The following is a 14,145-nucleotide window of genomic DNA, read 5'->3' as shown; positions in this document are numbered from 1 at the left end:
TTTATTTTAAAAATGTAACCTCTCCAGCAAAAATGGGAACAGTGAAGGTGTTATACAAAAGATCATCGGCTCAAGTGTTGCCAAAAAATATCTTAAAAGTAAGTTAAATTTAAGTAAAAATAAAAGAACATAAACATATACAACCCATGCAAAATCGATTCTTTCTCTTTTAGATAAGAATAAAGAAAAATTAACCAGGGGCACTTGAACACTATTCAACAATGGCAGACAAAATTTTCAAAGGGAAAAATGCCTTTTGTCATTACTCATGGTGATGCTCACCACTATAATGTTTTGCAAACTCCATATGAAGTATGGTTAGTTGATTGGGATGGATTAAAAATCGCGCCTATTGAGCGCGATCTTTGGCACTATCAAGAGGCGCCTCTTGTTGATGAATATTGCAAACTAAATCCTCATTATAAAATCAATCATAACTTATGTGAGTTTTATAAACTTCAGCGTTTTTTTGAAGACAGCCGCTATTATCTTGAACAAGTCTTGCTAGGGAAGAATTCAACCCAAGAGCAATCAGAACAAGACAAAAAATGCTTTGTAACCCATTGGGGATGGTCTGTATGTCTAACTCATCTCCAATGAAAAAGACGCAGATTTTATGGACTTACTTGTTCTTAACTTTTTATTAATTGGGTTTGAATAATACTTGGCAATAAAATGTCCTAACAAGCCAGAAAGCGCCAATATAGTGAAGTACTCGAGTCCAATATAAATGGCTGATTGCTTGGAGTAATAAAATGTATTGCCTATAAACATCACAACAAACATATGGGTAAGATACACTTCATAACTATTTCTACCAAACCATCTGATTAAGGATGTTAATTGACCGCCATAACGACTATCCCTTGTAAACAGCTCTTGAGTAGTAGCGATGATAATTAAAGCAATACCTATCTCTAAAAATGTCACATTTAAACCTGCTGCAGTCAAGCCTATATCAAATGATTGCTTTCTGAAGAAAAACACAAACGTAAATAACAATACCCCTGTTGTGAAAAAGAATAAAATTAATGGTCGATTCAGTTTGATTTGTTTAGCTAACATGGCTGCTAGGCAGCCAATTGCAATGCCATCCATACAGGACAGATACGAGTGATCGCTCCAGATTTCATTGCGGCTAAACACTGTTCGTGCAAATGGACCTAATATAATTAAAATGAGCATGAACACTATCAATTGATATTTATTTTTTAAAAAAATACACAATAAGGGGAAAGTCAGATAAAAAACTTCTTCAACGGATAATGACCAAAGCACGTCCCAATTACCTGGTAAATAGCCAGTTTTGGCCTCTAGCCAATTAATATTAAATGTAAACGCAGAAAATAATGCTTTTCCCAGCGTGGTGGTGTGTAGGATAAATCCATTTACTTTTATTAGATCAAGCAGGCTCAAAACAATTAAAAGCGCCACTAGGCAGGGCATAATTCGGGCGAAACGCATCAAATAAAATTGCTTGTATTGGATATTCTGAAGATCGCCCCATTTTTTAATGGTTGATGTCGTAATCAAAAATCCAGAAACAACAAAAAAAGCCATCACACCATAATACCCACTCCTGAATAGGATATTCACTAATCTCTGAGGAAGAATACTCTGCTCAAACGGTAAGTGAATGTAGCAGTGTAACAGGATAACTGAAAAAACAGACAAACCTCTTATTAAATCAATTCCATCGTTACGAATAGTATTTGTTTGGTTTATTTCGTTATACATGGCCTGTCACATCTAATAATGCTTCAAAGCCAGTTACAATTTGATCTGCATTTTGAAGCCATTGATTTTCATGTGTAGTAGCTAGCGCTACTACGTGCATTCCCGCATTTTTAGCGGCAGTTATGCCATGTGGTGAATCCTCAATAACCAAACATTTATTAGTTGGAACCCCAAGTCGCTTGGCGGTTAATAGATATCCCTCTGGGGAGGGTTTTCCAGATTGAACGTCTTCAGCAGTAACAATGGTATCGAAATGCTGACGGAGGTTTAGTTTATCGAGAGCTGTCGAAATTTCTATTTTGGTTGAGCCTGTACATATGGCAATTTTTTGGTCATTTTGAAGGGCGTTGTGAATATATTGATCTACACTTGTGATAATGGGTAATTTATTACAAGCATCTATGATACGGGTATACACATCGATTTTTTCATTGATAAGCAAAGCAATAGCGCCTGCTGAAAATACACATCCCTTATCTTTCAATAATAAGGGAAACATTTCTTTGTCAGATAGTCCAATGTATTTTTTTGCATATTCTTTATAGCTTAGTATTATCCCGATTTTTTTTAATACATTAGTAACTGCTTCATAATGCAGGGGCTCGCTATCTAAAATAACACCGTCAAAGTCAAAAATAATCGCTTCAAACATAAAGGTTTTCCCGTGGTTTAATTGCTAAATATATCATATTGTACTAAAGGTCACATGGGCATGCGATGCGTGATAAAGTGAAATTCATAGCTACCTCAAAGGATAAATAGCAAGCAAATTGAGTACATTATCCAATCCCTCAAGTAAAGTTACTTCAGGATTTCTTCTTTCTCTAATTGCATTAACAAAATCATTTAGTTGACTGACATAAGAATTTGCATTTTCAAAAACCAGAGGCTCATCATTTATCATTATTTTTCTGTGTTCAAACTTCCCTGCCAAGTCAGTGGCAACCACTATATCTTTTTCTGAATATATTTCTAAATTAAATGGCAAATCACATACTAAGGAACAATAAATTTCAGCTGTAGCCCCTGATTTAAATTGAATTATGATTAAATCAGTGCCGTCCGAATATGTATTATCTATGGTCTTAATAAAACTCTTTATTTCTTGAATTGGACCACATTGAGGAGTCATCATCCATTTAGCCAAATCCATTAGATGAGTACCTAATGCGGATAAACAGCACCAGGTTCTTCGCTTCTGGTTAATACGCCATTTTGCATGATCTACAAAATTAACTGCCCAACGTATACGCATATGATTGATAGATCCCATCTTATTTTGATGGATAAAATTTGCGAGCTTTCTTAAACCTGTATTCCATCTTAAATGATAACCCAGCGCAATAGTGCTGTTATGTTTTTGTTGTAAATCTAATAGTTCTTTAGGCTCAATTAATGAAGTGCATAGTGGTTTTTCAACTAAAACAGATTTTCCAGCTTCCATAGCCATTAAGAGGTGATTTAAGTGTAAATCATCAGGTGTTGCAATAATTACTGCATCAAGAGCAGAATCATCAAGCATCTTTTTAATATTGTTGTATGCGTTAATATCTGATTGAGCCTGATGATGTAGTGCAAAAGCTTTTGTCTTAGTAATGTCTTTCCCACAAACGCTCCACAAGCGTGCATTTGCAACATCTTTCAATGCGACAGCATGACGCTCTGCAACTCGCCCAGGCCCTATAATTCCAATATTAAGCGAGGTATTCAATTAATTAAATCCTATGGATATTTAAATTAAATTGCATAAAGAATATATACGAGTTTTTATATGCCTTGTTTACCAGTCGCGCAAATTGCATACCAAATACCTCAAAGCTAACAATTACTAACTGTGCATTCTAACATACATTAAACATCCCTTATTACCTGCCCTAAATGGACCATGTTTGGTATGCGGCGATCTATTCACATAAGCACCAATACCTAATATTTGTTGCGTCTGTCCATTAGGATTGAGCCACTCTAATGTACCATTGATAATAACTACCTCTTCCCAATCATCATGTTCCTTAATGCCAATTTCAGCTCTAGGGCCTACCCGATAAAGGAACACATGCTCTTTATCATTTTTAATATCAAAAATCTCGTGTTTACCACGTAGATCCTTTGACGAGAGGATAGACCAGCCATGAGATGGTAATGTAAAGTCGCTTGTTATCTCTTTACCAGGATCAATAATTGTAATGGGTTTTGTTAGCGTATCATTGAACAATGAATTCGTGGTTGGTTTATTTGTTGCCCATACATGTGTTGTGAAAATTATTATTACTATTATTAATAAATTTTTGTTGATCATAAAATCCTCTATTTTTGTTTATTCCATATAACATTTTTATACTCTATCGTTATAATACGCTCTTCTCATAGGCACAGTTATGTATTATGGTATCAAAATGATACTAGGTATAACTTGGATAAATGCATGGCCACACGGAATAAAGTCTTACGAGAAGCTTGTCCACTGGAAGCAGCATTAGATGTTATTGGTGGGAAGTGGAAAGGAATTATTATTTACCATCTTTTTAACGGCAAGCTGCGATTTAATATGCTTCATCGCGTCATTCCTGCAATAACACATAGAATGCTTACACGACAACTCAGACAATTGGAACGTGATGGCGTAGTGATGCGATGGGTTCAAACTGAAGGACAGGTACAAGTAGAGTATAGTCTTAGTAACTTTGGAATGGCATTAAAGCCCATTTTATTGAGTTTGAGAACATGGGGTTATCAATTTAAAATACCCTAATAATGTAGAGAAACGATGATGCATTTTAAACAAATTCTCGTGGTTAAAGAAACCCTCCACGAAGAAAAACGTGTTGCTTTAACACCTAAAATTGTGGGCATGTTAGTAAATATGGGCTATCGAGTATTCGTTGAAACAGATGCTGGATTAAATGCAGGATTTGCAAATGCTGAATATATAAATGCTGGTGCGGAATTATTTTCACTAACATCATCAGGATTTCCTGCCAATACGTTCATTGTACGAGTTCTCCGCCCGAGCAAGGAACGAGAGCTCATAGAAAATGAGCATTTTCATGAAAACACGGCAATGTTAGGATTCTTATTTCCATTTGTGGCTGATAATCATATTGCTACTTGGCAAAAATTAGGACTAACAACATTATCATTTGATTTATTTAAAAGCATATCTATCCATGATTCCAAAAACGCACAGGCGGCAATGAGCCGTATTGCGGGTAGGTTAGCATTTCATGATGCTTTAAAATATTATAAAGGAGAGAAACCTGTAAAATTAACAGTGATTGGTACTGGTGCAGCAGGAATTAGTGCGGCATTTGAAGGATTAAAATATAAGATTCCAGTTCAGATGTTTGGTAGAAAAGAATGTCGCCGAGCTGAATTAGAAGTAGCTGGAATAACATATTATGTCCTACCCACTGATGAACTTCAGGTGGATTTTATCAAGCCACACCTGCTCGAAGCAACAATCTTAATTACAGCAGCAAGGACACCTGGGAAAAAAGCACCGTTATTAATTGATGAAGAAAGTTTAAAATTTTTACCCAGAAATGCTGTTATAGTTGATCTTGCAGCAAGTAATGGAGGCAATGTTGCCGGTACCAAGTCTGAACGAACTATTACTATTGAAAATGGTATCTCTATTAGAAACGTCTCAGGCTATCCCAAGTCAGAACCAAGAGCATCAAGTGAAGCATTTGCACAATGTGTGTTTAGCTTACTTAGTGAAATTATGAAACCTGAAGGGGATGTATCGTTTGGAAATGAATTAGTACAAGAAATTTGGGTAACCCATGAAGGGCACCGCAACAATTCACTTTATGATGGTTTTGATGAATCTAAAACATCCAGTATAAAATTATAGTTTTAGGATGGGGCACATAGTAGCTCAATACTTGATCTATCCTATTATCCAAGTTATTGAAAATTATTTTTATCAGTTCATCACTCGAAGCTGATAGCATGAGCTTTATTTGCTCAGCGTCCCAATCGACCATCCCTGCCGTATTACAATTTCCCTAAGGGATATATTATAAAATTTAGCAGTCTTGTCATTATCAAAAGTGATAAAAGCAGGTTGGCAATGCTCCCCATGCTCTTTTATTCCTGTTAAAACATCATAATGTTCATTGATAAATGAAGGCAATGTTTTTCCAAGTATTACCCCAATGCTCTCAAGACCACTGGGGTACATATGTGCCGAACGTGGTGCAGGTAGCTCGATCATCTCCACAATAAATCCATCTTCAAGCACTAAAGGTTCTTTTAAAATTAATATGGACACTGCTCTACCGTTGAATTGGGTTTCTACAAATTCACAGCAGAATGTCTTTAATTGATCACGCAACATCTCATATCCAGAAAGTGTTGTGACTCTATAAAGCAAGTGACTCAACGGCATACCAGTTATATTTATCCCTGCATTTTTTAGGCGATGAAGTAAATCCGAGAAAAAAATCTGATAATTACCAATCAATTGCTCAAGTTTCATATCCAAACCTCATACTTAATAATAATGCCGCTATTGGCGAACTAATCGAAAATTCTTTCCATCCATTATTGACTTCTCAGTTGAACGATAAGGATTAATATCCAACCCCCCGCGGCGAGTATAACGCCCATAAACTGTGAGTGATTCCGGTTGGCATAATCTCATAATATCCATGAAGATTCGCTCAATGCATTGCTCATGAAATTCATTATGATTGCGAAAAGATATAAGGTACTTTAATAGTCCTTCGCGATTAATTTTCTTTCCTTTATACTCAATTTGCACACTACCCCAATCTGGCTGGTTAGTGACTAAGCAATTGGATTTTAATAAATCAGAGTACAAAATTTCTTCTACAGTTTCATCACTTACTGAAAGAAAATTGGGATCAACCATATAAACCGAACAGGTAATATCTAAATCATCAAGACACTCTCCTTCAAAAGACGGCAGCAAGGCATTATTTTTTGAGTGACTCAATGGATAAATAGCTACCCAAACTTCCCTACCTACACGCTCCTGTAAATCTTTTGCAACGGTTTTTTCTACATCATTCATGCTGTTAAATTTGGTGTTATTGAATGAATTAAAATAAAGCTTTAGCGATTTTGACTCAATAAGATATGGTGAATTGCAGTCATAAAATAATTCAGCAATAGCTACCATCGGCTTCCCTTTCTCATTAAGCCATGACACTTCATAATGATTCCAACAATCAAAACCAGAAAAAGGAAGCTGGTCAGGATCTATACCAATCTCTTTTCGTTTTCCTGCTCTTGGAATAGCATAGAGTCTATCTGGATTATAAGACGAATCATACTGAGATTGTTTGCCTAATTCAGTGTGACTGGCACTGGTTTGATATTTTTTTAAAAGCTGGTCATTCATTGTGTTCACCTCCAATATTTCGATAATCTTTGCTGTACTGTTCCAGTTAACTGGTTGCTTAGCATCCATTTGACTTGCAATATAAGTTAGTAAAGAAGAAGCTTCATTAAGCTTTAAAGCCTTTTCTCTTAATTCACGAGCCTGAATCGCGATGGATACCATCACATCAAAACTTGGATTATCAAGTATTTTTTTAATTGCAGATAATGAAAAACCAAGGAATTTTAAAGTGATGATTTGCTGTAACTGGAGCAAGTCTGTTTCGGAGTAAAGGCGATAACCAGAATCAGAGCGTTTAGCGGGTTGTAATAAACCAATCTCATCATAGTATTGCAATGATCGAGCGGTTAATGAAGTCATTCGGCTAATCTCTTTAATCTGGTAATATTTCATACTTTTTCTCCTTACATGCGATTGTATTCTATCACGTTACGTGAGGGTCAATAGTAATGGGTATAATAATTGTGCCTGGTTAGGATAATAAAAATAATCGCATCAAAAGGAGTAATTGATTGATGAGCTCTAAAATTCTGTTAGTGGCATTGGGATTAAGTTTTATATTTGTAGCGACCCTAATCAGCCAACATATTTTAATAGTAATATGAATTGAAAAGTACAAATACTAACAGCCCCCTTAATATTGGATTAAGGGTTATCTGCATATACACTAGTGTTTTTATTTCTAAGGGTAATAGATAATGATTAACAAGAAGAAACCAACAGCTTTAGTAACTGGAGCAACACACGGTATCGGCCTTGAAATTACTCAGAACTTATTAAGACATGGTTGGATTGTTTTTGGGACGGGGCGTGATATTGAGAGCTTAGATAGAACAAAAGCACTTTTCCCAGATTTTATCCCTATTCAAGCAGATTTTACACGAAATGAAGGCATTAAACACGTTGTTACAACGATAATCAACTCAGGCTTGCCCCTGCAGCTTTCTGTGCAAAATGCAGGCATGAAAAGCCAGCCTCGACCCCTTTCTCAATATACTTGCGACAGCATTGATGAGGTATTTTTTGTTAATTTGTTAGCACCCATGAAGCTCACCGCGTTACTTGCCTCACAAATGCCACCAGAGTCTCGAATATTGTACGTCACATCAAGAGCCGCGACCCTTAAGCTTAAAGAAAGTTCAACTTATTGTGCAAGCAAAGCGGCTCTTGATGAAATATCGGCAATAGTCAGGCAGGAATTAGAAGAGAAAAATATTGGTGTTTCTTGTGTTATCCCAGGCGAAGTAGACACGAACATTCAAAAAATGCTAAGAGAAACCACCTCATTTCATTTACACAACCTATTTAAAGAAGCGCATCAATCAGGTCAACTCATTAATCCCAAAATTTGTGCAGAATTTCTAAAGTGGCTCCTTTGCGATCTTTCTTTTACTGAGTTCAAACAAAGCAAAATGCCGTTCTCAATATATGATGAGTGGCATCATCGATTTTGGCTTAGAGATGCTAATCAATTGCCAGCATTTCCGTTTTAAAGTTACTATTTACAATAAATATATTGCTCCATGCCAATCAAGTTTGATTGGCATATAATGACCCCATATTTTTAGCCTCTGACTCTTGATAAGACATTGCTGTAATCAAACAAATTGCAACACCCAATAATGGATAAATTGTAATAGCCATTGGTGTAGCTAGAACCTCAATCAAAGAGGTAACAATAAATTGCGCAAAAGCCCCAAAGATCATCACTCCAAGATTAAAACCAATAGATAAACAGGTAACGCGAACCTCTTTCGGAAAGAGATCTGTCATTGCTGCAGTAATAGCACCATAATACATTGCCAATGAAAAACAAAAGAAACACTGGATGATGATTAATCTGGTCAACGAAGGTGCTGCGTTTAACCATAAAAAACAGGGATATATTTCAATTAAATACAATAACATGGAGATGACCAACAAAGGCTTTTTACCAATATGGTCTGACAGCCAACCAAAAAAAGGTATTAGTAAGGTCATAAGACCCACACCAACAAGCACTGAGCAATAGGAATCATGGGCGGTTAAATCTAAATATCTTGTCACATAAATTGGCATATAAGATAAGATGATATACATTGACACGGTACCACCACTAACTAGACCCATGGTTATCAGTATTGACTTGATATTGTTTTTTATTATATGAATTAATGAATATTTAGAGACCTTAAAAGAAGGATTTACTGTTTCCTTTACCTGCCATCTAATGTACATGCCAACAGGTAAAATTATCAGACCCAAAATAAATGGTATACGCCAACCACCCTGCTCAATTTGCGTAGGAGTCAAATAATTAGCAAGCAACAAACCAACAAGTGCGCTTAATTGAACAGCAATCATTTGGCCAAACGTTTGTAAAGAACTATAAAATCCACGCCGGTTTGGTGGAGATAGTTCAAGCAAAATAGCTGACGAAACGCCAAATTCAGCACCTGTTGAAAATCCCTGCATTAATCTGGCAACTAAAATTAATATTGGCGCATAGATGCCAATTTGATTATAAATTGGAGCAGTAGCAATTAAAACAAGCGATAACGTCATAATTAGGATGATTAAATTCATTGTCCGAATTCGACCATATTTATCAGCAAATACGCCAAGAATCACACCACCCAAAGGCCGCATGAGTAAGGCAACTCCAAATGTTGCTGTCACTGCCAAAATTGAATTAACCGAGTTGGTACTTGGAAAAAATAACTTTGCAAAATACATACTGATAAACGAATAAACAAAAAAATCATACCATTCAAATGCATTACCTATAATCAGCGCGCTGATGTTCTTAACTGATAACTCTGTCACGCAGGGTCACTCCATTATTAATCACTAAAAGATAAAGAAAATGTGCTATCCATATCCCCTGTTAAAATACGTTCATAATGCTCATCAAAATTATAAATATCTTCTAATGCGTTTCCGCTTCTAATTTTCTCAACAGCAATCTGTTCCCTTGATTTAATTTGTTCTGCAAGAGGCAGGACAGCCACTGCTTCTCGTTCACTTAGAACAATAATACCGTCATCATCCGCCATGATAATTTCATCAGGTAACACAACAACTCCACCACAAGTAATTTTTTCTTGAATAGAACCAATTTTATTTTTAGTACCCGCCCTGGCACATGTTCCTTTTGCATAAATAGGCAAGCCAATGGCTTTAATTTCATTGATATCACGGTAAAATCCATCCAGGATTACCCCCTGAATCCTCTTATGTAACGCCGCAATTGCAAAAATTTCACCAATTAAAGCATGCGTTGAAGCACAAGAATCAATAACCAGAACACTATCAGGAGTACTTATTTGCAATGCTTTAATGATAGAAAGTGAATCCCCACGACTATCAACAGTGACGGCTCGACCAATTGTTTTTTTATTTTTTATAACAGGCATAATGCTTGGGTCAAGCAATCTCACCTGTCGCATGGCGTCGCAGATATGAGTAGTGTTTAAATGTGTGAATCGATTTAAGAGCGCTTGATAAGTAACTGGTTCCATTGTTTACCTATACTTCTTGTTCTGGGGAGCCAAAAATACTAACAATGTAAGGCCCCATTGGTCAATCCAATCATTCCTTTCTTTTTATCAACACTCTTTTGATTTATAATTGTCTGCAAACTATTTAGAGCGCATATTTATTACTCATTAATCATGCGCTAATAGCACTTATAAAACAACATTACTTGCATGAGGATTTCATGAATTTAGAAATTTCACCCATTCGAAAAGAGGAATTATCCTGGCTAATGCAAGACGAAGCAAACAAAGAGGGTTGGCTGTACAGCGAGGATGATGTTAATTTTTATTTTAACTATTCTGGTAATCAGATTTCAGCAATTAAAGTTAATGGGGAATTGGCTGGATGTGTATTATTGCATTCCAGTCTAGGTCATATACAGGGAATGCCGATTCGTTCTGCTGGTTTCTTTTTGGTAATTGGGAAATTTCGTGGACAAAAAATCGTAGGGCCATATTTATGGCAAAATACCATTACTGCCAATACAAACAAGAACATGCTTGTTTGTTTCCATTCAGTTCCACGTGCCGTCGGCTTCTATGAACAATTAGGCTTTCTGAAAACCCCATTAATAAATATTTTTTATGCCCTCGATGTGAGCAAAGTAAATCATGACCAATTAAAAACTATAATTCCTATAATCCAGGAAGGTTCACTTAGAAAAATTGAAACAAATCACCTGAGTGATATTGAAACTTATAATAAAAAACTGTTTACCGATACCAGTGGTGCCGGTTTTCGTGATTTTATTCATCATTGGCTGCAACGATCTGATGCAATAATTTTCGCCTATTATGAGCAGGGTATAGTAAAAGGTTATGGAGTGTTGACTGTAACCCAAAAAATAGATCAAGAGGACACAATAACCTTGTGCTACCGCTTGTCCCCTCTTTACGCTGATTCAGTTGAGATTGCAGGTTTCATCTTAAAAGCTTTAGTATCCTTTGCCTTGCAAGAACATGCCCAGCGAATTGAGCTTAGTTCTTTAGCAGATTCTGGGACGGAATTTACACAGTTACTTGCACAGATTGGTTTTACTGCTTGTGGTAAAAATTATGTTGTTTCTAATCATAGTGACATGATTGATAAAAATAATTCAATTTTAAATAAGGTGTACTCAAGTTTGCCGCTTGAATATCCTCATGAGGTTATCGGAGGATTAATATAACTGATTTATACTCGATTAAATAATGCTATTAACAGCATGATCAACTGTATTAAACACAAGAAATGAGGCATGAGGTGTTGGGTACTGATAACCATAAGATGCAACTGGGCCAATACAAAAAAGATTTTTTTGAACTTCACCTCTGCTATTCAATACCTGACTACTAGCATTTATTAATATTCCTCCATGTTCTTTAGGAACAATAAATCCTTTAATTACTAAATTGTGAAGTAAGGAAGAATCAAGGCAGCGACTGATATCATAACCAAACCCACTGGCATCAATAACATATTCGGCTTCTATGATTTCTCCAGATTGAAAGTAAAGAAGAAATTTCTGTTTACTTTCATCATAAGTAACCTGAGTCACTCCTATTTGTTCTTTTATCATTTCTCTATTATGCAACTCTAATAACAACCTTGCATTTAATGGCGTTATACCTGTTAAATAAGCCATAATTTGCGAATACATCAAATTAATGAATAGTGTTTTCTCAGAGTCACCCAATTTCTCCCATAATTCTTTGTAACAGCCATTAAAATAAAAATATTTAATAAAAGAACGTAGTTCGTCAATATTTCCTAAAGAGGGCTTCAGATATGGTTTTTTATCAAATTTAGACACTTGATACTCAAGTATATCGCGAGCTGATAGTTGTTTATCAGGATCAACTGGTTCTTTAGCAGCTTTTTTATAAGCGTTCCAAAATAAGTTTTTTCCTTCTGCAAAAGATAAACTATTAGAGAATTGTTTGCTTAAGGACATTTGTAACTCATCCAGTGACGCTGTATCGCAAGGTTCATTGTTACCTTTTGTTGTTATAACAGGTGAATTTCTTGTTACAGTATGGATTTTACCTTTATGATTGCGAACATACGCAAGCCACAATGCAATGTCCACAAAGGTAGCTTGTCCTCCTAATATATATACATCGGCATCTACCGGTATTTTTTCCATAGCAGTAACAGCCATTGAAGATGAAAAAAAATTGCGTTTAGAAAATAAATGTGGGAAATGATAGTTTGGTGCATGTCCAAAACATAGAAAAAGACAATCAGCTGTGTATTGACCAAACTTAGTATGGATCTGCCATGTACCTTCTGCTATAGAGGCTACATCAATGACTTCCTCAAACTGCTCATGAACTTCAATTCCATGAGATTTCGCCTTTTTTTTGTGAATTTCATATTGAGCTTTTAAATACATTCCAACTAATGCCCGTGGTACATAATCTTCATTGATTTCTGGAAATTTCAATTTCCAAATATCAATGTTAGCCTTTATCCAGGTTGTCAGATCTTCTACTTCAGGAATAAATTTAAAATCCCTTGCCGGGTTATTTAATGTCCAAATTTCAGGACAATCAACTTGATAAGGAACTCCCGTGGCAAAAAGAGATTTATTTGTTTCAAAAACCCTAATAATAGTGTCACTTTCATGTATGATTTCCGATGATATTAAGTGATTTACCAGTTGACAAAAAGTGGCATTGCCACTTAATCCCATACCAACAATTAGCAAGGTTTTCATTTGATCTCTTACCTTGTCTTATCATTGATTCTGAAGAAACATATCAAAAAAACGAGGCAAGTCTTCAAGTGCTTTTTGACGTGCTTCTTCATTAAAACCAATATGATAGAACTCCCCTCGCTCATCAGTAACTTCTTTTGAAGGTGGAAATTCAAAATTATCAAAACCATGAAGCGCATCCGGATACAGGATAAGAGAAACCAGTTCATTGTTTTGAGCACTTCTATAGACCAGATCAATACAATTTTTTGTTGGAGCCCTATCATCCTCTGAGCCGATAAACACCTGTGTTGGACCTCTCAATTTCGTCTCTGGATCAAGGCGATGACAAACACCATAAAAGGATGCAGCAGCTTTAAATGGGAGTGTTTGATAGGGTTTTGGATCACTCATTGACGTTTCCATCACCTTTAATACATCAAATCCGCCCATTGAAAAGCCCAAAATCCCAATTCGGTCAGGATCTACGAAAGGAAGATGACTAAGGTATTCATAAGCTGGAGCTACATCACTAAGCTGTGCCTCTGTTGCCCTATCCCACCCCACTGATTTTCTATCCTCCCATCCACGTGGTTTGAAGCTATCGATTATATAAACCACGTAACCATGATTTTTAAGTCGTGTCGCCCAGTCATAATTTACTGGTTCAATTCCAGTACTGGCATGTAATAATAAAATAGCAGGCGATCGGCGTTGCTCATCAGGTATCAACAAACTATGGTGAACATCTTTAGGATCAAATTGGTACTCATCTTTAGCGTGGACCAAAGACAGACTAAACATCATCACTATAAACAGTATAAGAATATTTTTTTTCATT

Annotated in this window: 15 protein-coding genes and 1 pseudogene; 5 read left to right on the top strand and 11 right to left on the bottom strand. The window is 36.0% G+C overall.

Features of this window, described 5'->3' with window-relative positions; translation table 11 throughout:
- The first annotated feature begins 204 nt into the window (after positions 1-204).
- The gene (locus Lwor_RS00560) at positions 205-600 is read left to right on the top strand and encodes a phosphotransferase family protein (RefSeq protein ID WP_238584588.1); all 396 of its coding nucleotides are present in this window, start codon (positions 205-207) and stop codon (positions 598-600) included.
- Here the strand turns inward: Lwor_RS00560 and Lwor_RS00555 are convergent.
- From Lwor_RS00555 to Lwor_RS00540, 4 genes are all read right to left on the bottom strand, one after another.
- Positions 583-1,737: an acyltransferase family protein gene (locus Lwor_RS00555; protein WP_065235823.1), complete on the bottom strand. Its 1,155-nt coding sequence runs from the start codon at positions 1,735-1,737 to the stop codon at positions 583-585. The genes Lwor_RS00560 and Lwor_RS00555 overlap by 18 nt on opposite strands.
- On the bottom strand, positions 1,730-2,389 hold the full coding sequence (locus Lwor_RS00550) for an HAD family hydrolase (protein ID WP_058491759.1): 660 nt from the start codon (positions 2,387-2,389) through the stop codon (positions 1,730-1,732). Before Lwor_RS00550 ends, Lwor_RS00555 begins: the two co-directional genes overlap by 8 nt.
- 90 nt (positions 2,390-2,479) lie before the next feature.
- Positions 2,480-3,448, bottom strand: a complete 969-nt coding sequence (locus Lwor_RS00545; protein ID WP_058491757.1) for a Gfo/Idh/MocA family protein — start codon at positions 3,446-3,448, stop codon at positions 2,480-2,482.
- A 117-nt stretch (positions 3,449-3,565) separates the two neighbouring features.
- Positions 3,566-4,036 carry a hypothetical protein gene (locus Lwor_RS00540; RefSeq protein WP_058491755.1) on the bottom strand — a complete coding sequence of 157 codons (471 nt, stop codon included), beginning with the start codon at positions 4,034-4,036 and terminating at the stop codon, positions 3,566-3,568.
- 126 nt (positions 4,037-4,162) lie between these two features.
- Here Lwor_RS00540 and Lwor_RS00535 point away from each other — a divergent pair, with 126 nt between their 5' ends.
- A complete protein-coding gene (locus Lwor_RS00535) occupies positions 4,163-4,489 on the top strand; it encodes a winged helix-turn-helix transcriptional regulator (RefSeq protein WP_058491753.1) in 327 nt (108 codons plus the stop codon).
- 15 nt (positions 4,490-4,504) lie between these two features.
- Positions 4,505-5,593 (top strand): Rossmann-fold NAD(P)-binding domain-containing protein, encoded by a 1,089-nt coding sequence (locus Lwor_RS00530; RefSeq protein WP_058491752.1) that lies wholly within the window; start codon positions 4,505-4,507, stop codon positions 5,591-5,593.
- Between the two features lie 105 nt (positions 5,594-5,698).
- On the opposite strand, the gene Lwor_RS00525 is transcribed toward Lwor_RS00530, so the two are convergent.
- The 3 genes and pseudogenes from Lwor_RS00525 to Lwor_RS14245 form a co-directional block, all read right to left on the bottom strand.
- Positions 5,699-6,220 carry a VOC family protein gene (locus Lwor_RS00525; protein ID WP_058491751.1) on the bottom strand — a complete coding sequence of 174 codons (522 nt, stop codon included), beginning with the start codon at positions 6,218-6,220 and terminating at the stop codon, positions 5,699-5,701.
- Positions 6,221-6,250: 30 nt separating this feature from the next.
- Positions 6,251-7,108, bottom strand: coding sequence for an NADPH-dependent 7-cyano-7-deazaguanine reductase QueF (queF, locus tag Lwor_RS00520; protein ID WP_058492201.1), 858 nt, complete (start codon positions 7,106-7,108; stop codon positions 6,251-6,253).
- A gap of 240 nt (positions 7,109-7,348) precedes the next feature.
- Positions 7,349-7,468, bottom strand: a pseudogene (locus Lwor_RS14245) (MerR family DNA-binding transcriptional regulator); the annotation flags it as partial.
- A 338-nt stretch (positions 7,469-7,806) separates the two neighbouring features.
- Here Lwor_RS14245 and Lwor_RS00515 point away from each other — a divergent pair.
- A complete protein-coding gene (locus tag Lwor_RS00515; protein WP_083501540.1) occupies positions 7,807-8,601 on the top strand; it encodes an SDR family oxidoreductase in 795 nt (264 codons plus the stop codon).
- Between the two features lie 37 nt (positions 8,602-8,638).
- On the opposite strand, the gene Lwor_RS00510 is transcribed toward Lwor_RS00515, so the two are convergent.
- Positions 8,639-9,913, bottom strand: a complete 1,275-nt coding sequence (locus Lwor_RS00510; RefSeq protein WP_058491750.1) for an MFS transporter — start codon at positions 9,911-9,913, stop codon at positions 8,639-8,641.
- 17 nt (positions 9,914-9,930) lie between these two features.
- Entirely contained in the window at positions 9,931-10,608 is a 678-nt protein-coding gene (locus Lwor_RS00505) for an RraA family protein (RefSeq protein WP_058491748.1), read from the bottom strand.
- A gap of 200 nt (positions 10,609-10,808) precedes the next feature.
- Here Lwor_RS00505 and Lwor_RS00500 point away from each other — a divergent pair, with 200 nt between their 5' ends.
- Positions 10,809-11,795: a GNAT family N-acetyltransferase gene (locus Lwor_RS00500; RefSeq protein ID WP_058491746.1), complete on the top strand. Its 987-nt coding sequence runs from the start codon at positions 10,809-10,811 to the stop codon at positions 11,793-11,795.
- Positions 11,796-11,810: 15 nt separating this feature from the next.
- Here Lwor_RS00500 and Lwor_RS00495 read toward each other — a convergent pair whose 3' ends face one another.
- Both Lwor_RS00495 and Lwor_RS00490 read right to left on the bottom strand, forming a co-directional pair.
- A complete protein-coding gene (locus tag Lwor_RS00495) occupies positions 11,811-13,325 on the bottom strand; it encodes an FAD/NAD(P)-binding protein (protein WP_058491744.1) in 1,515 nt (504 codons plus the stop codon).
- 21 nt (positions 13,326-13,346) lie between these two features.
- Positions 13,347-14,144: a dienelactone hydrolase family protein gene (locus Lwor_RS00490; RefSeq protein WP_058491742.1), complete on the bottom strand. Its 798-nt coding sequence runs from the start codon at positions 14,142-14,144 to the stop codon at positions 13,347-13,349.
- Position 14,145 lies beyond the last annotated feature (1 nt).

The sequence above is a fragment of the Legionella worsleiensis genome, from assembly GCF_001467535.1.
In the GTDB taxonomy this organism is placed as follows: Bacteria; Pseudomonadota; Gammaproteobacteria; order Legionellales; family Legionellaceae; genus Legionella; species Legionella worsleiensis.
Note: the sequence above shows the minus strand (reverse complement) of the source record. Positions and strands in the feature narration are given on the sequence as shown.

Excerpts from the sequence above, each read along its gene's own strand:
- Lwor_RS00555 (WP_065235823.1), bottom strand. The coding sequence starts at position 1,737 with ATGTATAACGAAATAAACCAAACAAATACTATTCGTAACGATGGAATT.
- Lwor_RS00550 (WP_058491759.1), bottom strand. The coding sequence starts at position 2,389 with ATGTTTGAAGCGATTATTTTTGACTTTGACGGTGTTATTTTAGATAGC.
- Lwor_RS00540 (WP_058491755.1), bottom strand. The coding sequence starts at position 4,036 with ATGATCAACAAAAATTTATTAATAATAGTAATAATAATTTTCACAACA.
- Lwor_RS00535 (WP_058491753.1), top strand. The coding sequence starts at position 4,163 with ATGGCCACACGGAATAAAGTCTTACGAGAAGCTTGTCCACTGGAAGCA.
- Lwor_RS00530 (WP_058491752.1), top strand. The coding sequence starts at position 4,505 with ATGATGCATTTTAAACAAATTCTCGTGGTTAAAGAAACCCTCCACGAA.
- Lwor_RS00525 (WP_058491751.1), bottom strand. The coding sequence starts at position 6,220 with ATGAAACTTGAGCAATTGATTGGTAATTATCAGATTTTTTTCTCGGAT.
- queF (WP_058492201.1), bottom strand. The coding sequence starts at position 7,108 with ATGAATGACCAGCTTTTAAAAAAATATCAAACCAGTGCCAGTCACACT.
- Lwor_RS00515 (WP_083501540.1), top strand. The coding sequence starts at position 7,807 with ATGATTAACAAGAAGAAACCAACAGCTTTAGTAACTGGAGCAACACAC.
- Lwor_RS00505 (WP_058491748.1), bottom strand. The coding sequence starts at position 10,608 with ATGGAACCAGTTACTTATCAAGCGCTCTTAAATCGATTCACACATTTA.
- Lwor_RS00500 (WP_058491746.1), top strand. The coding sequence starts at position 10,809 with ATGAATTTAGAAATTTCACCCATTCGAAAAGAGGAATTATCCTGGCTA.
- Lwor_RS00495 (WP_058491744.1), bottom strand. The coding sequence starts at position 13,325 with ATGAAAACCTTGCTAATTGTTGGTATGGGATTAAGTGGCAATGCCACT.
- Lwor_RS00490 (WP_058491742.1), bottom strand. The coding sequence starts at position 14,144 with ATGAAAAAAAATATTCTTATACTGTTTATAGTGATGATGTTTAGTCTG.